The 19,303-nt window shown below is 52.8% G+C and carries 19 protein-coding genes; 12 read left to right on the forward strand and 7 right to left on the reverse strand.

Annotated features, from left to right (window positions below):
* The first annotated feature begins 93 nt into the window (after nucleotides 1-93).
* Nucleotides 94-1,278: a Gfo/Idh/MocA family protein gene (locus MKY74_RS10970; RefSeq protein ID WP_076170447.1), complete on the forward strand. Its 1,185-nt coding sequence runs from the start codon at nucleotides 94-96 to the stop codon at nucleotides 1,276-1,278.
* A 48-nt stretch (nucleotides 1,279-1,326) separates the two neighbouring features.
* Entirely contained in the window at nucleotides 1,327-2,412 is a 1,086-nt protein-coding gene (locus MKY74_RS10975) for a Gfo/Idh/MocA family protein (protein ID WP_076170802.1), read from the forward strand.
* Between the two features lie 105 nt (nucleotides 2,413-2,517).
* Here the strand turns inward: MKY74_RS10975 and MKY74_RS10980 are convergent, their stop codons facing one another.
* Entirely contained in the window at nucleotides 2,518-2,964 is a 447-nt protein-coding gene (locus tag MKY74_RS10980) for a GNAT family N-acetyltransferase (RefSeq protein WP_076170446.1), read from the reverse strand.
* A 196-nt stretch (nucleotides 2,965-3,160) separates the two neighbouring features.
* Nucleotides 3,161-3,739, reverse strand: coding sequence for a TetR/AcrR family transcriptional regulator (locus tag MKY74_RS10985; protein ID WP_076170445.1), 579 nt, complete (start codon nucleotides 3,737-3,739; stop codon nucleotides 3,161-3,163).
* 184 nt (nucleotides 3,740-3,923) lie between these two features.
* Here MKY74_RS10985 and lpdA point away from each other — a divergent pair, with 184 nt between their 5' ends.
* Nucleotides 3,924-5,312: a dihydrolipoyl dehydrogenase gene (gene lpdA / locus MKY74_RS10990; RefSeq protein WP_076170444.1), complete on the forward strand. Its 1,389-nt coding sequence runs from the start codon at nucleotides 3,924-3,926 to the stop codon at nucleotides 5,310-5,312.
* Nucleotides 5,313-5,401: 89 nt separating this feature from the next.
* Here lpdA and MKY74_RS10995 read toward each other — a convergent pair whose 3' ends face one another.
* Together MKY74_RS10995 and MKY74_RS11000 are read right to left on the reverse strand one after the other, a co-directional pair.
* Complete coding sequence (locus MKY74_RS10995) at nucleotides 5,402-5,899, reverse strand: MarR family winged helix-turn-helix transcriptional regulator (RefSeq protein WP_076170443.1); 498 nt, start codon at nucleotides 5,897-5,899, stop codon at nucleotides 5,402-5,404.
* A 246-nt stretch (nucleotides 5,900-6,145) separates the two neighbouring features.
* The gene (locus MKY74_RS11000; RefSeq protein WP_076170442.1) at nucleotides 6,146-7,288 is read right to left on the reverse strand and encodes a glycosyl hydrolase family 8; all 1,143 of its coding nucleotides are present in this window, start codon (nucleotides 7,286-7,288) and stop codon (nucleotides 6,146-6,148) included.
* A gap of 305 nt (nucleotides 7,289-7,593) precedes the next feature.
* Between MKY74_RS11000 and MKY74_RS11005 the strand changes: the two genes are divergently transcribed.
* The 5 genes from MKY74_RS11005 (at nucleotide 7,594) to gdhA (ending at nucleotide 12,250) form a co-directional block, all read left to right on the forward strand.
* On the forward strand, nucleotides 7,594-8,172 hold the full coding sequence (locus tag MKY74_RS11005; protein ID WP_076170441.1) for a TetR/AcrR family transcriptional regulator: 579 nt from the start codon (nucleotides 7,594-7,596) through the stop codon (nucleotides 8,170-8,172).
* 125 nt (nucleotides 8,173-8,297) lie between these two features.
* Complete coding sequence (locus MKY74_RS11010; protein WP_076170440.1) at nucleotides 8,298-8,852, forward strand: NAD(P)H-dependent oxidoreductase; 555 nt, start codon at nucleotides 8,298-8,300, stop codon at nucleotides 8,850-8,852.
* Nucleotides 8,853-8,906: 54 nt separating this feature from the next.
* The gene (locus MKY74_RS11015) at nucleotides 8,907-9,620 is read left to right on the forward strand and encodes an SDR family oxidoreductase (RefSeq protein WP_076170439.1); all 714 of its coding nucleotides are present in this window, start codon (nucleotides 8,907-8,909) and stop codon (nucleotides 9,618-9,620) included.
* 131 nt (nucleotides 9,621-9,751) lie between these two features.
* The gene (locus MKY74_RS11020) at nucleotides 9,752-10,735 is read left to right on the forward strand and encodes a diaminopimelate dehydrogenase (protein ID WP_076170438.1); all 984 of its coding nucleotides are present in this window, start codon (nucleotides 9,752-9,754) and stop codon (nucleotides 10,733-10,735) included.
* 150 nt (nucleotides 10,736-10,885) lie between these two features.
* Nucleotides 10,886-12,250, forward strand: a complete 1,365-nt coding sequence (gdhA, locus tag MKY74_RS11025; protein WP_373309577.1) for an NADP-specific glutamate dehydrogenase — start codon at nucleotides 10,886-10,888, stop codon at nucleotides 12,248-12,250.
* Nucleotides 12,251-12,434: 184 nt separating this feature from the next.
* On the opposite strand, the gene MKY74_RS11030 is transcribed toward gdhA, so the two are convergent.
* Nucleotides 12,435-13,694 (reverse strand): cytochrome P450 family protein, encoded by a 1,260-nt coding sequence (locus MKY74_RS11030; RefSeq protein ID WP_244169269.1) that lies wholly within the window; start codon nucleotides 13,692-13,694, stop codon nucleotides 12,435-12,437.
* Nucleotides 13,695-13,934: 240 nt separating this feature from the next.
* On the opposite strand from MKY74_RS11030, the gene MKY74_RS11035 reads away from it, so the two are divergent.
* Nucleotides 13,935-14,552 (forward strand): TetR family transcriptional regulator, encoded by a 618-nt coding sequence (locus MKY74_RS11035; protein WP_076170435.1) that lies wholly within the window; start codon nucleotides 13,935-13,937, stop codon nucleotides 14,550-14,552.
* Between the two features lie 74 nt (nucleotides 14,553-14,626).
* A complete protein-coding gene (locus tag MKY74_RS11040; protein ID WP_208629322.1) occupies nucleotides 14,627-14,770 on the forward strand; it encodes a hypothetical protein in 144 nt (47 codons plus the stop codon).
* 180 nt (nucleotides 14,771-14,950) lie between these two features.
* Here MKY74_RS11040 and MKY74_RS11045 read toward each other — a convergent pair whose 3' ends face one another.
* Complete coding sequence (locus MKY74_RS11045; protein ID WP_076170434.1) at nucleotides 14,951-15,928, reverse strand: aldo/keto reductase; 978 nt, start codon at nucleotides 15,926-15,928, stop codon at nucleotides 14,951-14,953.
* 180 nt (nucleotides 15,929-16,108) lie between these two features.
* Nucleotides 16,109-16,726, reverse strand: coding sequence for a LysE/ArgO family amino acid transporter (locus MKY74_RS11050; protein ID WP_076170433.1), 618 nt, complete (start codon nucleotides 16,724-16,726; stop codon nucleotides 16,109-16,111).
* Nucleotides 16,727-16,852: 126 nt separating this feature from the next.
* On the opposite strand from MKY74_RS11050, the gene MKY74_RS11055 reads away from it, so the two are divergent.
* Both MKY74_RS11055 and MKY74_RS11060 read left to right on the forward strand, forming a co-directional pair.
* Complete coding sequence (locus MKY74_RS11055; protein ID WP_076170432.1) at nucleotides 16,853-18,301, forward strand: aminotransferase-like domain-containing protein; 1,449 nt, start codon at nucleotides 16,853-16,855, stop codon at nucleotides 18,299-18,301.
* Nucleotides 18,302-18,462: 161 nt separating this feature from the next.
* Nucleotides 18,463-19,302 (forward strand): alpha/beta fold hydrolase, encoded by an 840-nt coding sequence (locus tag MKY74_RS11060; RefSeq protein ID WP_076170431.1) that lies wholly within the window; start codon nucleotides 18,463-18,465, stop codon nucleotides 19,300-19,302.
* Nucleotide 19,303: the final 1 nt, after the last annotated feature.

Here is a 19,303-nt window from a genome sequence, read left to right on the forward strand (position 1 = left end):
TTATTTTTTCCCCCACAGCGAAGCACAATGTTCTCGCAGCTTCAGTTAATATCCTTATATGCCAATGAGTGAAGTTCATGGGAGGTTAAAGGGATGATTAAGGTTGCGATTATAGGGACCGGGGCGATTTCGTCCGCTCATATCGAAGGTTATCTGGAGTTGAAGGACCGCTGCCAAATTGTTGCGTTATGTGATCTTTATCCCGAGAAGGCTGAAGCCAAGCGGGAGCAATACGGTTTGGCCGCTGTCATCGTTAAGGATTACAAGGAACTGCTTGATCAGGAGATCGACCTGGTTTCCGTTTGTCTGCCTCCGTTTGTTCATGCGCCCGTTACTATTGATTTTCTGAATGCAGGCAGTCATGTGATCGTGGAAAAACCGATGGCTTCCTCTCTTGAAGAATGCGACGCCATGATCAAAGCTGCGGAACAAAACGGGAAAGTATTGTCCGTCATTGCCCAAAATCGCTTCAGAAATCCGATTATGAAGCTGAAGCACGTTGTGGACAGCGGACTGGCCGGCAGAATTCTTCATGCCCAGGTGGATTCGTTCTGGTGGCGGGGCCATTGCTATTACGATTTATGGTGGCGCGGCACGTGGGAGAAGGAGGGAGGCGGTCCGACGCTGAACCATGCGGTTCATCATATTGACGCCTTGCTCTGGATGCTGGGTCAGCCCAGCGAGCTTCAGGCTTATATGAGCAACGTCGCGCATGACAATGCGGAAGTGGAGGATCTGTCCATCGCGATTTTAAAATATCCGAACGGCAGCTTAGGGCAAATTACAAGCTCCGTCGTTCATCATGGTGAAGAACAGCAGTTTATTTTCCAGGGTGAGCATGCCCGGATCTCGGCGCCGTGGCGGGTCACGGCTTCCAGGTCACTGCCGAACGGCTTCCCGGAGAGGGAACCCTCTCTCGAGGAGAAAATCCAGCAATATTACAGCGAGCTGCCGGATCTGCCATACGAAGGCCATACGGCGCAGATCGACAATGTGCTGAATGCCATCGAGACGGGGGCGCCGGTCATGATTGACGGAATCAGCGGGCGGAATACGTTGGAACTCATTATGAGCATTTACAAGTCCGCAAGCACCGGAGAAAAGGTCAAACTTCCCTTGCAGCAGGACGATCCTTTTTACACGCGGGAGGGCCTGATGAAGAATGCACCACATTTTTACGAAAAGGGCAGCAGCGTTGAAAATTTTGCGGATTTGAAAATAACAACAGGGAGCCGTTACGGCAGCGTAACGAATAGACAAACGTCAGGCGAACAGTAAATCCCGATCATCGGGATGGACAACCTTAACGTGAAAGGGATGAAGGAGATGCAGAAGAACGACGGAATGAATTATGCCCCGAAAGGAAAACCGAATCCAGTAGTCGGGCCGGGTGAGTTTGTGATCGCCGCGGTGGCGCTCGATCATGGGCACATCTATGGAATGGTCAACGGACTGATCGAGGCAGGCGCTACATTAAAGTGGGTTTATGACCGTGACCGGGCCAAAGCGGAAGCATTCGCACGAACCTATCCCCAAGTAACGATTGCAGCCTCCGAGGAAGAGATTCTGGCAGATCCGCAGGTTCAGCTTGTTGCGGGAGCAGCTGTTACTTCGGAGCGCTGTGCGCTGGGGCTTCGGGTGATGGACGCAGGCAAAGATTATTTTACGGATAAAGCCCCCTTTACAACGCTTGAGCAGCTGGAGTCGGCCCGCGCCAAAGTGCGTGAAACCCGAAGAAAGTATATGGTTTATTACAGCGAAAGGCTGCATGTCGAATCGGCGGTTTATGCCGGGCAGCTCATTGAGCAGGGCGCGATCGGGCGGGTGCTGCAGGTGACGGGATTCGGACCGCATCGGTTAAACGCTACGTCCCGGCCGGAGTGGTTTTTTCAAAAGAAGCAATACGGAGGAATTCTATGCGATATTGGCAGCCACCAGGTCGAGCAGTTTCTTTTTTATGCGGGTTGTAAACAAGCGGAGGTTCTGCATAGTAAAGTGGCAAACTACAGCAACCCTGAATATCCGGAGCTTGAGGATTTTGGCGATGCCACCCTGCTAGGGGACAACGGGGCCACGCAATATTTCCGGGTGGACTGGTTTACGCCGGACGGCTTAGGTTCATGGGGAGACGGACGCACCCTGATATTGGGAACCGCAGGTTATATTGAGCTGAGAAAATATATCGATATCGCCCGCGACCGGACCGGCAATCATGTCTACCTGGTCAATCAGGAAGGTGAATATCATTTTCATGTTGACGGACAGGTTGGATATCCGTTCTTTGGAGAACTCATTCTTGACTGTCTGAACCGGACCGAAAATGCCATGACGCAGGAGCATGCGTTTATGGCGGCGGAATTGTGTTTGAAAGCGCAGGAAATGGCGCTGGACGTGACCCGAAGCGACAGCTGATTGCATGACCAGGCCAAGAAGTTCATGGAGCAGCTGCTTATAATGCATCTGTTAAAAATAAGCCAGGGAGGGCCACGTATGTATCATACAACCCTCCCGTAATCGTTATTTAGGTTGATTTGTCAGTTGTTTGACCATGAGGATATGAGGTATGCCATCTTCCATAAATTCCTCCGAGGAAGTTCGATACCCAAGTTTCTTATAGAACCCTTCCGCCTGACTTTGCCCGTGCAGTTTAACCTGCTGTACCCCTTTGTCTTTAGCGATTTCTTCTAACGATGCAATGATCCTTCTCCCGATTCCAAATTTGCGGTAAGGCTGCAGGATGCAAATCCGCTCCAGCTTTCCGGATCCTTCATGAATTCGTATCCTTCCCGTTCCTACGGGCTGACCATCATAATAGGCGATGATGTGCTCACATGGTCCACCCAAAGTATCAAACTCGTCGAATTCATCATTCAGCGGCACGCCCTGTTCCTCAACAAATACGTTCCTCCGGATAGCAAATGCAGCCTCTAACTCTTCAGGTAGATTAATTCTTTGGGTTTTCAATCGTTTTCGTCCCTTTCATGATGTATTCAATGATCGTTATTCAAATTATAGGATGAATTATGTTGTAAATGCAATAAAAATAACTCTCTGCGGTTGAAAACACCTGTGAGAATCAAAAAAGCCCCGAATAACGGGGCTTGAAAATCATATTGGTTGGTCTGAGGACAAAAAGGCTGTGACCATCCCAATCTCAATTTTAGCTCTGCACGCTTGTCTTGATAAGATCTTTGGCATGCTGCCTGCCTGTCGATAATAAACTGTCACTCAGCTCGGCATCACTAACGGAACGCGCCAGTACAATCGTGCCGACCATAAGGCTCAGCAAAGCTTGGCCAGTCAATGGATCGACTTCTGCCAGATCAGAGATAAAATCAATCATGCGCTGCAGCTCCTCGGTAAAGACTTCGCGCACCTCATCGGACATTCGGGATACTTCCCCGGAAAGGGCGGGAAGAATGCAGCCCACCTCGGTCTGGTCGCGATGCTGCGGACTCAAATAAAAATGAATGACTGCGTGGATCTTGGGTGCTTGCGTTTCCTTGTCCGCCGCCTTCTGCAGCAGGGCTATGGTCTCGCTGATCGCAAAGCGGCAAGTTTCAGCGACCAATTGCTCTTTATTGTCAAAGTGGGAATAGAACCCCCCGTGCGTCAGACCGGCACCCTTCATAATAAAGGGAACGCTGATGCCCTGTACTCCGCTGGCCCGAATGGCTTTGGCTGCACTTTCGATAATACGGCCGCGAACCTTTAATTTGTGACCTTCCGGATAAGGCAAAGCAATCACTCCTAATGGCAAAATACGCATTTTAAAATATTATAGGCATCATAATAAAACCTGTCAATTTCCTCAGTCCAGTTGTTTGGGTCTCATGGCAAACAAGCAGGGATATTGACTGTTTTAAAATATGATGATTATAATATATTACGTTCATCATATTTTATTTCGGAGGTGCAAAGTTATGATTGACCATAAATCGGTAGACACCCTGGTAATAGGATCGGGTCCGGGAGGTTATGTGGCGGCGCTTCGGTCAGCACAGCTTGGAATGACAACGGCTGTTGTTGAGCGCGGCCGGGTCGGCGGAGTGTGCACCAACACAGGCTGCATTCCTTCCAAAGCGTTGATTGGGGAAGCGCATCGCTTCAAGCAGCGTAAGCAATGGAATCAGGCAGTTGCTGCTGCTGCTTCCTTTGAGGATGCTCAGGGCTTTAAACAAGCCGTCGTAAATAAGCAAGCCGGTGGAGTTCAATATTTATTAAAGACGGCCGGAGTATCGGTTCTTGAAGGAGAGGCACGCTTGATCGACGAGCACACCGCTTCCATTCAACAAGCGGGAGCCGAACAAAGGATTTCTTTTAAACACGCCATCTTAGCAACCGGTTCTCGTCCAATTGAGCTTGCGGCTTTGCCCTACGGCGGACGTATTATGTCTTCCACGGAAGCGTTGTCCCTTTCACAAATTCCATCGAGCCTGGTCGTGATCGGCGGCGGTTATATCGGCGTTGAACTGGGGCAAATGTATGCCGAATTCGGAACCAAAGTTACGATTCTGGAGGGAGGAGGACAGGTGCTGCCCGGATTTGAGGCGGACCTTGTGGCTCCGGTTGTACGGCAGTTAAACGAAGACGGTGTAACTATCATTACGGAGGCTATAGCCGTCCATGCAGAACAGGATGCGGGCGGGCTGACACTCCGCTATGTGTGTCAAGATGAGCAGCGTACTGTTAGAGCAGAATATGCGCTGGTGACTGTCGGAAGAAGACCGAATACGGACGGCGGATTAGGGCTCGAGAACATCGGCTTGCAGACAACGGGCAGGGGGCTGATCGAAACGGACGCTCAGTGCAGAACGGCGGTTCCGCATATATTTGCGATCGGTGACATTACGGAAGGTCCGGCTCTGGCCCATAAAGCTTCCTACGAAGCTAAAGTTGCGGCAGAAGCTATCGCCGGCAAACCTTCTATCGTGGATTATAGAGCCATTCCGCTTGTTGTGTTTTCCGAACCTGAATTGGCCAGCGTTGGTCTGACAGAGACAGCATGCAAGGAACAAGGCATCCCGGTTATCGTGGGCAAATCTTCCTTTAGTATTAATGGCAGAGCTTTGGCGCTGAAAGAAGAGCCAGGATTTGTGAAGATCATTGCGGATCAAGCGTCGGGGATCGTCAAAGGAACGCAAATCGTGGGCATAGAGGCGTCAACCCTCATATCGGAGCTGGCCTTAGCGATCGAAATGGGAGCGACCGTAGAGGACCTGGCGATGACGATTCATCCCCATCCTACGTTAGGGGAAGTCATTATGGAGGCAGCCGAGAACGCGGTGAGAAAAATGAGAATTGCAAAATAAATAATGAGAATGGCAAAGTAAATGCGGACTTTTGCTCAAAAGAAAAGCCATTTGCGAGCGCAAACGGCTTTCATGACGGCGATTCATACTCAGCTCATCCTGTCTTTCTCGTTCTTCATCTTGTTCATCTCGGTTAAAGTCATCTCATTGCACTGCCGGATGAAGTTCAAAATCAGCTGCAGTTCCTGCTCCGTATACTGCGAGACGATCTCGAGCGTCGACTGCATGATCGATTGGAACAAGGGAGAGATGGATGCCGAGCCTTCCGGCACCGGTTTGACGACGACACGTCTGCGATCGTTCGGATCCTTATCCCGGATGACATAACCCGCTTGTTCGAGCCGGTCGATGACACTGGTCACAGCACCGGTTGTAAGCCCGGTTAACTGGGCCAGCTGGCCGGCCGTGACAGGTCCGGCTTGATTCAAGTAATCCAGGCATTTGTGGTCGGTGGCGTTTAAGCCCAATCGTTCTGAAATAAGCTGATGGAACATTACGGCACGGGTGCTGTTCTGGCGCAGCTCGTGCACCATTTCCTGCTGTAAGGAAGCGAGTTCAGGTGACACGCGGTCCTTTTCTTTTGACATCTTGATTCCTCCGCGTATGCGACTTATGTCTTTTCTCGTTAAGATAAACATTATATTAAGATGATTTTTCGATCAAGACTTATTTACTCTACATAGTCACATTAAGGCGTCTATTTCGACCCAATCCACGAAAAGGACGGTTATACGCAATGTGAAGGAGGATTAAAGATCAGCAGCGGAGGAACTGCAATTAAGCAGAAAGAAAACCCTTGTTTATCAAGGGTTTTCTAGTTTCTCTCTGCATGTTTAATAGATGCGATATTTTCCGCTTAGCGCCAGAAGGCTGAAGAAATAAAGGCAGTTGTCGTAATATCGGCGAATGCCGGTTCTAAGCGGGGTGCTCCAGAACTTGTGAACAAAGGGGAGCGCATCTTCACCGTCGGCGGCCAGCGATGCCATCGCATTGGTAGCCAATAGCCCGATGGGGTGCAGGGCCGGCTCTTCGAAAGGGCTCCCGTCGATGCGGTATCTCCGGTATTCGGAAGGTTCGATCTCCCGGAAAAACCGCTGAATCCGGTTGGACTGCCCGACCTGCCATGGGTCCTGGCGGAACCATTCCCAGTCGAGGGCAATGTTGGCCGCCACCCGGTACGCATCGCTGAAGAAATGGCGGTAATCGCCATGGGGCTGCGGTTCAGCCGGCGTGCCGTCATAATTCGCATACTCCGGAGACAGTCCTGTTTGGGGGTGACAGGCCAGATGCAGATAAGCCCGGCTGGTGACGGCAGCTTCTTTCCAAAAAGTTCGATCCTGTTCGTCGGCACGCTCGGCGAACAGCTCATAGAAATGGGGAAGGTGATAAGATGGATCGCTGAAGGGAGACTCCGGGATGAACTTGATCAGCTTGGTTGCAGGGTCCCACATCGGATCTCCTTCCTGGTCCCGGCCTTTATGAACGCAAGCGCGAAGAATCGTCCTCGCCTGCTCGGAGTAATCGTACGGCGGGAGTCCGTCGCCCCACCGGCTTGAAGCAAAGAACAGGGCCATTGCGAAATATTCCTCCCCGTCAGGAGCAGGTCCAGGAGACAAGCGGGTGCCGTCCGGCTTGCAGTGCCAGGCGAAATAATCCTTGTAGCGTCCTTCCTTATGCTGCATATACGATTTGGAAAAATTCCAGAGCCGGTCAAAGATGTCTTTCTTATCCATCTGAACGGCCATCATCATGCCGTATGACATGCCTTCGGTGCGGACGTCCGAGTTGCCTGTATCCAGAACATAACCTTGATCCTCGCCAAGAGGGAAGTAGATCCGAACCTCAGGTGCACCGTCAAACAGGTCATTCCACGCTTGTTCGAGCCTGGCGTCGATCTCCTCTGGCGAATAACCCGCTTCCAGGAATACATTCCGATATTGGCCGGTATAAAACGCTCCTTGCATCGTTAGAGCCATAATCAACCTCCAGCAGTTAGTTTAAGCTTATCGTAACATAAGGGGCACTCTAAAAATTAAAGCGTTTACCCTTCAAATTATAGATGTTCGTGTTCCGATGTATAAAAATAATACTTTACCGATCGTTCCCGATATGTTATGCTGAATTCGTAAAGAAAAGGGTTCACAGCGTTCGAAGTAGAATGTACATTCTCGAAATAGGCAATACTGTTCTAAGATAAGCGAAAGGAAAGGGAAGCGGAAAGGACAGATTTTCTATACCGATGATTCCCGAAATGATAATATAACGGAAGGAGGTGTACGGGGTGGCCAGAAGCAAAGAATTTGAGGAAAGTGCCGTTCTCGAGAAAGCGATGAAGCTGTTCTGGGAACAGGGCTACGAGAAGACATCCATGAACGACCTTGTCGAGCATATGGGCATTCACCGCAGAAGCCTGTATGATACGTTCACCGATAAGCATACGTTGTTCCTGAAAGCGATCGACCGCTTTGGGGAACGGTTCAACGCCAGAATGTCCGCAGGGGTTAAGCAGTCGGAAACGGCCGAACAAGCGCTGAAGTTTGTTTTCCAATACATGATTCATGGGGATGAAGACGTACCGCCAGGCTGCATGGTCGTGAACTCGGCCGTGGAACTGGGGATCCGTGATGAAGAGGTGGACGCAAAGGCGACGGAGGCATTTGCCAAAGCCGAGCAGCTGGTGAGGGAAATCGTGTTTTGGGGGCAGCAGAACGGAGAGTTTACAAGGGAATACGAAGCGGAAGAATTGGCGGAGTACCTTCATAACGCTCTGGTGGGAATTCGAGTGATGAAACGGACGTCCCTTCCCCAAGAAAAACTGGAGCGGATCGCAGACGTATCGATACGCTTCGTCAAAAAATAAAAACATATTTTTTTTCATAATTATAGAATGATCATTCTCAAAATAACCGTGCTTAATCTTTTTAATGAGCATAGCATGACGCATTGTTAATAGAATGATCATTCCCAAAAAAGGAGACGATCTTTATGAAGACGTTAATTATTGCTGCACATCCCGATTTACAGGCCTCCCGGATCAACCGGGCTTGGACCGAAGCGGCACAAAAGCAAGCAGAGACGACCGTACACCTGCTGTATGAAGCCTATCCGGACAAAAAGATCGACGTCGCACGGGAGCAAAGTTTGCTGGAGAGCCATGACCGGATTATTTTTCAATACCCGCTGTACTGGTACAGCACGCCGCCGCTCCTCAAACAGTGGTTTGATGAGGTTCTCACCTACGGCTGGGCTTTCGGTCCTGGAGGGGACCGCATGAAGGGGAAAGAGATCGGTATTGCCATCTCGACCTCGGGTACCGCCGCTTCGTATCAACCCGGAGGATACAACCTGTTTACAATCAGGGATATCGCAAAGCCGGTGGAAGCGCTGGCCAACTATGTTAGCGCCCGCTATCTCCCGCCCTTTGCACTGCATAACGCGCATCATGTGACGGATGAGCAAATCGCCGACAGTCAGGCCGCGTATGTCAAGCACTTGGTTGAGGCGCAGCCCGTGCGATACGAAGCACTTGAAATTCTTTGATCATTTCATAACGATGACCATTTTCATCAAAACAATAACAGGGAGGAAATGAAGATGAACAACAGCAAAATTGCACTTGTGACGGGAGCCAGCAAAGGAATCGGATTTGAGGTGGCCAAACAATTGGGGCAGCAGGGCATTACGGTATTAACGGCAGCACGGACGAAAGAAGCGGCGGATCAGGCGGCGTCGGAGCTGCGTCAGCAGGGGATCGAAGCGGTCGGCGTTCAGCTGGAGGTGACGAATGAAGCCCATATCGTGGAACTTGCGAAGTGGATTGAAACGGAATACGGCCGGCTCGATATTCTGGTCAACAATGCAGGCGTCCACCTGGAAAAATCCGGATATGAAGGCGACGCTTTCAGAGATACGTTTGAAGTGAACACGTTTGCGCCTTATTTTATTACGGAGGCACTGCTGCCATTGCTGCTGAAAAGTGAGGCAGGGCGGATCGTGAACCAAAGCAGCGCGCTCGGCTCGATGCAATTTATCCTGACGAACGAGCTGGCGCAGCGTATTGCGACTCCCGCCTATTCAGCCTCGAAAGCGGCGCTGAATATGCTGACGGCCTTTTGGGCGCAAAAGACCAGCGGGACGAACTTGAAAGTAAACGCGGTGCATCCGGGATTGGTTAAGACCCGCATGGGCGGTGACAAGGCCGAACTGACGGCCGAGGAAGGCGCGGTAACGGCTGTTCAGTTGGCAACGATACCTGAGGACGGCCCGACCGGCGGATTTTTCTACATGGATGACAAGCTTCCTTGGTAAATACTTCTATATATCGGCAAAAGCCCTTGGAGATCAAGGGCTTTTTCTCGTTCTTTCGTATTTTTGCTTTGCATATGACATCTCATGTCATATAATCAAAAGGATAATCAGAATAAGTGGAGGGACATAAAATGGCATCGAAAATCAGAATTGGAATTGTAGGCTATGGTAACCTTGGACGAGGCGTCCAGGCATCCATCGCGCAGAACGAAGATATGGAATTGGTGGCGGTATTCACACGGCGTGATCCGTCGCAGATGCCTGCGGAAGCGGGCGTCAAATTTGAGCATGTATCGACGGTGGAACAATATAAAGGATCGATCGATGTCATGATTCTGTGCGGAGGATCCGCAACCGATCTTCCCGAGCAAACACCGGCCATTGCCGCCCTGTTTAACACAGTGGACAGCTTTGATACGCATGCCAAGATTCCTGAGTTTTTTGCAAGCGTGGATGCAGCGGCTAAAAACGGACAAACCGTCAGCGTCATTTCGACCGGCTGGGATCCGGGCCTGTTCTCCATGAACAGACTGCTCGCTGAGTCGATTCTCCCGCAGGGTAAGGAATACACATTCTGGGGTAAAGGCGTCAGCCAGGGCCACTCGGATGCCATCCGCCGGGTTCCGGGCGTCAAAGCAGGAGTGCAGTATACCGTCCCGGTAGAAAGCGTCATCGAACAAATCCGCAGCGGCGAAACGCCAGAACTGGCAACCCGCGAGAAGCACGAACGGATTTGCTATGTCGTTGCTGAAGAGGGTGCGGACCGTGCCGAGATTGAAAAGACGATCGTGGAGATGCCTAACTATTTTGCAGACTATGACACAACAGTTCATTTCATTACGGAAGAAGAGCTGAAATCCGAGCACAGCGGGATGCCGCACGGCGGATTTGTGATCCGCAGCGGAGTGACCGGCCAAGGAACGAAGCAAATCGTCGAATTCAGCCTGAAGCTGGAGAGCAACCCGGAATTCACCGCAAGCGTATTGACCGCTTATGCCAGAGCGGCCGTCCGGTTGGCCAAAGAAGGAGCCGTTGGCGCCAAAACGGTATTTGATATCCCGCTCGGTTATCTATCCGCGAAAAGCGATGCGGAGCTGCGCCAGCAATTGCTGTAATTTTGCACCGATAAATGCATTTAATCGACTAAAAAAATATTTTTTATTGGAAAAAACCCCTAAACCTGCATTAGAATTTAGTGAAGCAAAGCGTTATAGTGCAAAAAAATGTGCGAATTGTGCAAAAGGGGTTGGGTTATGAATAGTGTAATGGATACGAAGGGTTTAAATACAGCCGAAAAGTATGTTAACGATGTGTATAATTTAGTCGTTTCCCGGAATCCTTCCGAGGATGAGTTCCACCAGGCCGTTAAGGAAATTTTTGACTCGCTGGTACCTGTTCTTGCAAAACATCCGGAGTACATGGAAGAAGGCATTTTAGAACGCATGGTCGAACCTGAGCGTCTCATCACATTCCGCGTGCCTTGGGTGGACGATAACAACAAGATTCAGGTCAACCGGGGATTTCGGGTACAATTTAACAGTGCACTCGGTCCATATAAGGGAGGACTCCGGTTCCATCCGTCCGTCAATGCAAGCATCATCAAGTTTTTGGGTTTTGAGCAAATTTTGAAAAACGCATTGACCGGCCAGCCGATCGGCGGAGGCAAGGGCGGCTCCGATTTTGATCCAAAGGGCAAGTCGGACCGGGAAATCATGCGGTTTACCCAAAGCTTCATGACGGAGCTGTATAAGTATATCGGACCCGATGCAGACGTCCCTGCCGGCGACATCGGCGTAGGAGCCCGGGAGATCGGGTACATGTTCGGGCAGTATAAGCGGATCCGGGGCGGCAACGAAGCCGGCGTGCTTACGGGCAAGGGCATCGGATACGGCGGAAGTCTGGCGCGTACGGAAGCGACCGGCTACGGATGCGTGTATTTCGTGGATGAAATGCTGAAAGACAACGATCTGTCCTTTGAGGGAAGCAAAGTCGTCGTATCCGGTTCCGGAAACGTATCCATTTATGCTATGCGCAAAGCGAAAGAACTCGGAGCTACGGTCGTCGCGTGCAGCGATTCCAACGGCTATATCTATGACGAAAAGGGACTGGACATCGATACGGTTCAGCGCCTGAAAGAAGTGGAGCGGAAACGGATTAAAGATTACGTCAATGAACATCCGGATGCCGTTTATGTCGAGGGCTGCCGTGACATTTGGACCGTTCCATGCGATATCGCGCTGCCTTGCGCCACGCAAAACGAAATCGACGAAGAATCGGCCGCTCTGCTCGTTAAGAATGGCGTGAAGGCGATCGGTGAGGGCGCAAACATGCCGTCCACCCTTCAGGCGATCGAAATTTTCCAGAAGAACGGTGTCCTGTTTGCACCGGCCAAAGCAGCGAACGCGGGCGGCGTTGCCGTATCCGCGCTGGAAATGGCCCAAAACAGTATGAGAATGTCCTGGAGCTTTGAAGAGGTTGACGCAAAGTTGAATGATATCATGAAAAATATTTATGCGAGCTGCGTTCAGGCAGCCGATGAATACGGATATCATGGCAATCTTGTCGTAGGCGCCAATGCTGCCGGATTCCGGAAAGTAGCGGACGCTATGATCGCTCAGGGGATCGTCTAAGTCCTCCCTGCAGCTTAGTAAACCATTCGAAATGAACTTATATCACAATAAAAACCACGGATAAAGGATGAGATACCCTTCCTTTGTCCGTGGTTTTCTTTTTACGAAACCAATCGGACTACCACGGCTTCATCCCGCATACGAAAAAGCCCTTGGGTCCCAAGGGCTTCACATGAATATGGATTTAAAAGGCCACAGGCAGGGCAGCCAGCCCTTGGGAGCTGAGCGTAAAGTTCCAAGGGACCTCATCCCGGGGAATGCTCAGCCGCAGATTCGGCATGCGCTTCAGCAGCGTAGTAAAGGCGATATCCCCTTCGATGCGGGCCAGCGGCGCTCCCAGGCACATATGGATGCCGTGGCCAAAGGCGAGATGCCGGTTGATCTGGCGCGTAATGTCAAGCTGTTCGGACTGGTCGAACTGGCGCTCGTCCCGATTGGCCGATTTCAGCACGGGGATCACGGCATCGCCTTTCTTGATGGACTGCCCGGCGAGCACGATGTCCTCCGTGGCAAAGCGGGGTCCGGCAATGGTGGCCGGCCCGTTGAAGCGCAGCAGCTCCTCAACGGCGGAAGGCACCAGGCTCGGCTCGGCCTTGAGCTTCTCCAGCTGCTCCGGATGATCCAGCAGCATCAGGCTGCCGGTGGCGATCAGGTTCGAGGTCGTTTCGTGGCCGGCAAAGATGAGCAGAGTGATCATCGACACGAGCTCGGTTTCCGAGAGCCGGTCCCCTGCCTCTTCGATCGCGATGAGCTGGCTGATGAGGTCGTCCGCAGGCTGCCGCCGTTTGGAAGCTACCAGCCGGGCGGTGTACTCGCCGAAGGCGCGCATATTCTCTTCAACGCCCGGCTCGCGTCTTCCCAGTCCCAGCCCATGGGCGAGAGCGGCCGACCAGGTATGTATCTGCTCCCGGTCTTCCTGTGGAACGCCCAGCATTTCGGAAATGACGTTGATCGGGAGCGGATAGGCGTAGTCCTTGACGAGGTCCATCTCGCCTTGCGCCTGGACATGGTCGAGCAGTTCGTCGGCGATTTCCTGCACGCGGGGACGAAGGCTCTCCATGTATCGCGGCGAGAACGCCTTGGATACGAGGCTCCGCAGCCGCCGGTGGTCCGGGTCATCGACCGTGAGCATGGAGTGTCCGGTGAAAAAGGTGGGAGGTGCGGACGCATCCGAACCGCCGGCTAAGCTCTTTCTGAAATCTTCATTCCCGTCGATCGAAGCGGGGTCCACCGTGAAATGGGCATGGTCTTTGAGCACCTGCATCGCTTCCTCCATCCGGGTGACCATCCACGCTTGACGATCCGGCCCGCCCATCGGAAACGGGATCGGAATGACAGCGTTCAATTCTCTCATCTGGGCGAATACAGGGAACGGATTGTCCCCGCTGGCACCGCTGAACAGATTCAGGGCTTCCGGGGCAATGGGATCTGACGGATTCATCATCAAACCATCCTTTCATAAGCAGAGTATTTTGGCCTTGCCTTAGCAGGACGGAGCTGTCTTTAGGGATGATCGAATGATTGAAATAAGCTGTGCTAACAGGTGGAATCATAAGAATGGCCCGTCCCGAAAAGCTTGGGCCTACGTCTTCGCGCTGTTGTGTCCGTATTTTGCATTGTGGATTGCGCTTAAATTTAATATAATGTCACTGAGTGACAAAAGTCAATGAAGGAAGAATTCGAGATGAATCCTAAAGAAAACATACATCCCATAGAAGCGCCGGCAGGTTTAAGGGAGCGAAAGAAGCGTCTGGCCCAGGCGGCGATTGAGGAAGCGGCGCTGCGGCTTTTTCAGCAGAAGGGCTATGAGCAGACCTCGATTCAGGACATTGCCGATGCGGTCACGATGTCGTCGCGCACGTTCTTCCGGTATTATGCGTCCAAGGAGGAAGTGCTGTCGGGACCGATCCGCAGCACGCAGCTGGATGGGGTCCGATACCTGCTGGAAGCGGAGCCTCCGGCATCACCCCATGCCGCCCTGCAATCGGTCTTCGGTTACCTGGCCGGCCAATACGAGAAGCAGCGCCCGGGTCTTGTGCTCCGGTACCGCATAGCCGGGCAGACGCCCTCTATCGCGTCCTTATTTTTGTATACGCTGATGGAGACGGAGCCGGCTCTCTGCGATGCGCTGGGCTCGAGGCTCGAAACCGGGGCGGACCGTGATGAAGTCCGGTTTCTGGTGGCCGTCTATATGGCGGCTCTGCGCGTTTCCATTGAGGAATGGCTGGAGCAGGGGGACGATGCGAACCTGGTGGATAGGCTGCATCGCCATATGGACCGGCTTTCTTCTATGCCGGGTTGAGGTCATACAGTTAAGCGAAAAGATTCCGCGGCTCCTGCGGAATTTTTTTGTTGATATAACCGAAAAATGGGGGGTTGCCGGTCCGCCGGATTGCCGAGAGCATGTATACGGTCGTGCATTGGTCGGAGTTCGATCGGGGCGGCCATTTCGCCGCCATGGAGGTACCGGATCAGCTTGCCGAAGATCTGCGCTCCTTCTTCCGGCAGTTCAGAGACTAATCAATAAACAGCAAGAACACACCTTGAAGCCTCAAGGTGTGTTCTCTATTGAAGGTATAAGAGAATATAAGCCTTTTCTAGTCAGACTGGCGCTGATTTTTAGCACTCGGAACATGTCCGGAAGGCCAAGCGCATCTGAATAGGATGAGTTCGATCAAGCAAGCTTTCTTTTACTGCGGGTTACCAAGCATAAGCCCGAGGGGCTTCTCCGCCGGGACCCGGGAAAATTTCGTCCAGGCGCGCCAGCACGTCTTCGCTCAGCTCGACCTCCACAACCCGGAGCGTCTGCTCGAACTGCTCCAGCGTCCGCGGTCCGATGATCGGGGCTGTCATCGCCGGATGCACGAGCGTCCAGGCGAGCGCCACCGTCGCTTCGGATTCACCCAGCTCCTTGCACAGCTTCGAGAACTGTTCCAGCTGCGGGCGCAGCTTCTCAAGCCGCTCGGTCTGGCGCGCAGTCCGCGATCCTTCCTTCGGGTTCAGGTTGCCGCCAAGCACGCCGCCGTCCAGCGGGCTCCAGGCGATGACACCGATGCCATGCTCTTCCGCAGCAGGGAGCACTTCAAGCTCCGGCAGCCGGCAGAGCAGGCTGTATTTGTGCTGCTCGGACACCAGGCCGAGCAGGCCGCGCTTCTCCGCTTCGTACTGCGCCTTCACCAGGTCGCGGCCGGCAAAGTTGCTGGCGCCGACGTATCCGATTTTTCCCTGGTTCTGATGAGTTTGAAAAGCGTTCCAGAGCTCATCCCAGGACACGTTCCGGTCCACATGGTGCATTTGATAGAGCTCGATATGGTCCGTCTGCAGCCTGCGGAGTGAGCCTTCCAGGTGGCGGCGGATCTTGTACGCGGAAAGTCCCCCTTGCTCATTGGGATCCACGATAGGATGTTCCATGTTGCCGTATACTTTTGTGGCGAGCACGACTTTTTCCCGTCTTCCGCCGCCTTGGGCGAACCAGCGGCCGATGATTTCCTCAGTCCATCCGCGGTGCTCATTACCGCCGTAGACGTTGGCCGTATCGAAGAAATTGACACCTGCGTCGAGGGCTGCATCCATAATCTTGAAGGCTTCCTTCTCCTCGGTGCTTGGACCAAAATTCATCGTACCGAGGCAGAGACGACTGACCTTTAATCCTGTTTTTCCCAAATAGGTATACTTCACGTTTCAATTTCCTCCTTTTCCTGGTGGATTCGGTAACATTATAATTCTTCTTTCGGTTTCTGGTAAGCACTGAAAAAAAGTATACTAAGTGAATCTCGTGTTACTTGAGCCTGTTTGGACCTGTTTTGAACTAACCTGCGTTGACCTCATTGGACCCACCGGATCCTTCACTCCTCGTCATCATCCCCTAAACAGGCTGTAAGCCAAATAAGCGGCCGTAACCCACATAATGACGGCGGACAGCAGGTTCAGCCACGATCTGAGCCTGCCTGTCGAATCGAGGTTTCTGGCGGCCCGTCCCGCCGCGGCGAGCCCGGCGAACCATACCCAGGAGACGAGGACGCATGCCGCGCCGAACGCCAGCTTTTCCCAGCCGGCATAGTTTAAGGAGCTTGTGCCTACCACGCCGACGGTGTCCAGAATCGCATGGGGATTGAGCAGGGATACCGATACGGCAAAAGCGATTTGCTTTCGAGTCGATAAAGACCGGGCGTCTTCCCCGTTATGGGCGAGCGGTTTGCTGGTTAACGTGACGTAGCCCATGTACAGCAGGAAAGGAATCCCCAGCCCCAATAGGACCGTTCTGATCCAGGCATATTCAAGCACGACGACGGAAACGCCCATGATCGCCAGGGATATCAGCAGCGTATCGCAAAGGGAGGCGGCAATGACAGCCGGCAGTGCCTGGCTCAAGCGGGTGTGGGCGGCGCCTTGACCGAACACAAACAGATTTTGAACGCCGAGCGGCAAAATCAGCCCAAGGGCCAATATAAATCCGTGAAATAAGGCGTGTATCATATCATTCCTCCTGTAATGTCCCTATTTTATCGAAGGCGCCCCTGCAGGTCTCCAACCAATTGGTTGGTTAAGGACCCAACCAATCTGTTAGAATAAACGAAATCAACCATGATAGGAAGAGGGTCTATGCGTTACGAGGAATGGCAGCTGGACAAGTCATCTCCGGTGCCGCTGCACCGGCAGATTTACGAATATATGCAAGGGAAAATCATGAATGGGGAATGGCCTGTCGGCACGAGGATCCCTCCGCAGCGGGAACTGGCTGCCCGGTTTCAAGTGAACCGCAGCACGGTGGTCTATGCGCTCGGAGAACTTGCGGCCAATGGGCTCATCGAATCCAAGGTTGGACAAGGAACCGTGGTGGTCAACAACACGTGGAATCTGCTTGCGGCTGGTCCCGCTCCCGACTGGAACCGCTACGTCCGGGCGGGGGCTTATCCGCCCAACATTCAGCTGATTCAGCGAATTAACCAGGCCGAGGCCAGGGCGGACATCATCCGGCTTGGAACGGGGGAGCTGTCGCCTGAGCTTCTCCCTTCAGCTAGTATGCAGGAAATCATCGGGAAGGGGAGCGGCGGGCATTTGTCGCTGGGTTATTCCGAGCCTAAAGGAAGCCGGTTTCTCCGGGAGACACTCAGCGAATATTTACGGTCCAAGGGAATCTTCGCTTCCCCGTCGTCGATTCTGATCGTGTCGGGTGCGCTGCAAGGATTGCAGCTGATATCGGTCGGTCTGCTCCAGCCCGGTTCGACGGTTCTGACGGAAACTCCGTCCTATCTGAACTCGATCCACGTGTTTCAGTCGGCAGGGATCCGGCTCGCCGGCGTTCCGATGGACCTGGAAGGGATTCGTCCGGATGCGGTGGGACCGGCCAAACGTCAGCATCAGGCGGGGCTGCTGTATACGATCCCGAGCTTCCATAACCCAACCGGACGGGTCATGTCAGAGAAGCGCCGGGAAGAGCTGATGAAGGCTGCGGCCTTGGAGCGGCTGCCGGTAATCGAAGATGACGTATACGGAGATTTGTGGCTGGACGCGCCGCCGCCCCCGCCGCTCAAGTCGGCCGATCCGCAGGGCCTTGTCCTCTATATGGGGAGCATGTCCAAAACGCTTGGCCCGGGACTGCGGATCGGCTGGGTGGCCGGGCCGGAACCGGTCATCGACCGGCTGGCCGACATCAAAATGCAAACTGACTACGGCGCCAGCTCGCTGTCCCAATATGCCGTGGCGGAGTGGCTTAGCACAGGCCGGTACGAGCCGCATCTTGCCGATATCCGGCAAAAGCTGAAGCTGCGCAGAGATTTTGCCCTCTCGATCCTTCAGCAATATTTTCAAGATATGGCAACGTGGGAGATACCCGGAGGCGGGTTTTACATTTGGCTGCGGCTGCATGTTCCCATCCCGGTTCACCAACTGTTCGAACAGGCCCTGAAAGAGGGGATCCTCTTAAACCCGGGGCAAATTTATGACCGGCATGACCGGCAGCATCTGCGCTTATCGTATGCGTATGCATCCCTTCACGACCTGGAGCGGGGATTGTTCCGACTGGCCGGAATGATTCGAGCGTATAGGTGAGGGTTCACCCTTGTGGTCCTGGAATTTGATTCCATCTCTCAAAAGGAATGGTTAATCTCTTGTTCCGAAGGATGAGTTTAGTAGTATAATGAAGTTTAGTGTCGAACGATCATCTTTCAAATTTAATAGAAAATAACTCTGTGTATACGGGAGGAAGCAACATGGACCATCAACAGATTCTCGTCCGTAACAACGTTCAAGTCACCGGGAGCGGCACGCAGTATTTGATTTTTGCCCATGGGTTCGGCTGCGACCAAAACATGTGGCGTTTTGTCGCACCTGCTTTCGAAGATCATTACAAAGTGGTCTTGTTTGATTTTGTCGGATCCGGCAGGTCAGACATTCGGGCGTATAATCCGGTCCGCTACAGCGATCTGGACGGCTATGCCCAGGATGTTCTGGATATATGCGAGGCACTGGGGGCAAGGGACGCGATTTTCGTAGGTCATTCCGTAGGTGCCATGATCGGCATTCTCGCTTCCATCCGCAGACCCGAATATTTTGAACGGCTGATTCTGATAGGCCCTTCCGCACGGTATTTAAACGACCTTCCCGATTATATCGGAGGCTTCGAACGCGAGGATTTGCTCGCTCTAATGGATATGATGGACAAAAACTATCAGGGTTGGGCAAGTTATCTGGCCCCTGTCATCATGGGTAACCCGGGTCGCCCCGAGTTGTCCGGCGAGCTCGAGCAGAGCTTCTGCGCAACCGATCCGAAGGTGGCCCGGCGGTTTGCCGAAGCGACGTTTCTCTCGGATTACCGGGATGCGCTTGGAAAGGTCACCGTGCCTTCCTTGATTCTCCAATGCGCCGAGGACGTGATCGCGCCTCTGGAAGCAGGGGCTTATATCCATACCCACATGCCGGATAGCGAATTTCAGCTCATGGATGCTACCGGCCATTGTCCGCACATGAGCCATCCCGATGAAACGATTCAGCTGATTCAAGCCTACTTGACTTCGGCCAAAGCCGGTCAGACAAGTGAGTCCACACGGTAGC

Origin of the sequence: Paenibacillus sp. FSL R5-0378, from assembly GCF_038009285.1 — a bacterium.
Taxonomy (GTDB): Bacteria; Bacillota; Bacilli; order Paenibacillales; family Paenibacillaceae; genus Paenibacillus_AQ; species Paenibacillus_AQ favisporus.

What these genes read in the sequence shown, in the direction of transcription:
- MKY74_RS11030 (WP_244169269.1), bottom strand. Translation starts at nt 13,694, where the DNA reads ATGATGAATCCGTCAGATCCCATTGCCCCGGAAGCCCTGAATCTGTTC.
- MKY74_RS10970 (WP_076170447.1), top strand. Translation starts at nt 94, where the DNA reads ATGATTAAGGTTGCGATTATAGGGACCGGGGCGATTTCGTCCGCTCAT.
- MKY74_RS11055 (WP_076170432.1), top strand. Translation starts at nt 16,853, where the DNA reads ATGCGTTACGAGGAATGGCAGCTGGACAAGTCATCTCCGGTGCCGCTG.
- gdhA (WP_373309577.1), top strand. Translation starts at nt 10,886, where the DNA reads ATGGATACGAAGGGTTTAAATACAGCCGAAAAGTATGTTAACGATGTG.
- MKY74_RS11000 (WP_076170442.1), bottom strand. Translation starts at nt 7,288, where the DNA reads ATGGCTCTAACGATGCAAGGAGCGTTTTATACCGGCCAATATCGGAAT.
- MKY74_RS11015 (WP_076170439.1), top strand. Translation starts at nt 8,907, where the DNA reads ATGAACAACAGCAAAATTGCACTTGTGACGGGAGCCAGCAAAGGAATC.
- MKY74_RS10975 (WP_076170802.1), top strand. Translation starts at nt 1,327, where the DNA reads ATGCAGAAGAACGACGGAATGAATTATGCCCCGAAAGGAAAACCGAAT.
- MKY74_RS11060 (WP_076170431.1), top strand. Translation starts at nt 18,463, where the DNA reads ATGGACCATCAACAGATTCTCGTCCGTAACAACGTTCAAGTCACCGGG.
- MKY74_RS11020 (WP_076170438.1), top strand. Translation starts at nt 9,752, where the DNA reads ATGGCATCGAAAATCAGAATTGGAATTGTAGGCTATGGTAACCTTGGA.
- MKY74_RS11050 (WP_076170433.1), bottom strand. Translation starts at nt 16,726, where the DNA reads ATGATACACGCCTTATTTCACGGATTTATATTGGCCCTTGGGCTGATT.
- MKY74_RS11010 (WP_076170440.1), top strand. Translation starts at nt 8,298, where the DNA reads ATGAAGACGTTAATTATTGCTGCACATCCCGATTTACAGGCCTCCCGG.
- MKY74_RS11035 (WP_076170435.1), top strand. Translation starts at nt 13,935, where the DNA reads ATGAATCCTAAAGAAAACATACATCCCATAGAAGCGCCGGCAGGTTTA.
- lpdA (WP_076170444.1), top strand. Translation starts at nt 3,924, where the DNA reads ATGATTGACCATAAATCGGTAGACACCCTGGTAATAGGATCGGGTCCG.
- MKY74_RS10995 (WP_076170443.1), bottom strand. Translation starts at nt 5,899, where the DNA reads ATGTCAAAAGAAAAGGACCGCGTGTCACCTGAACTCGCTTCCTTACAG.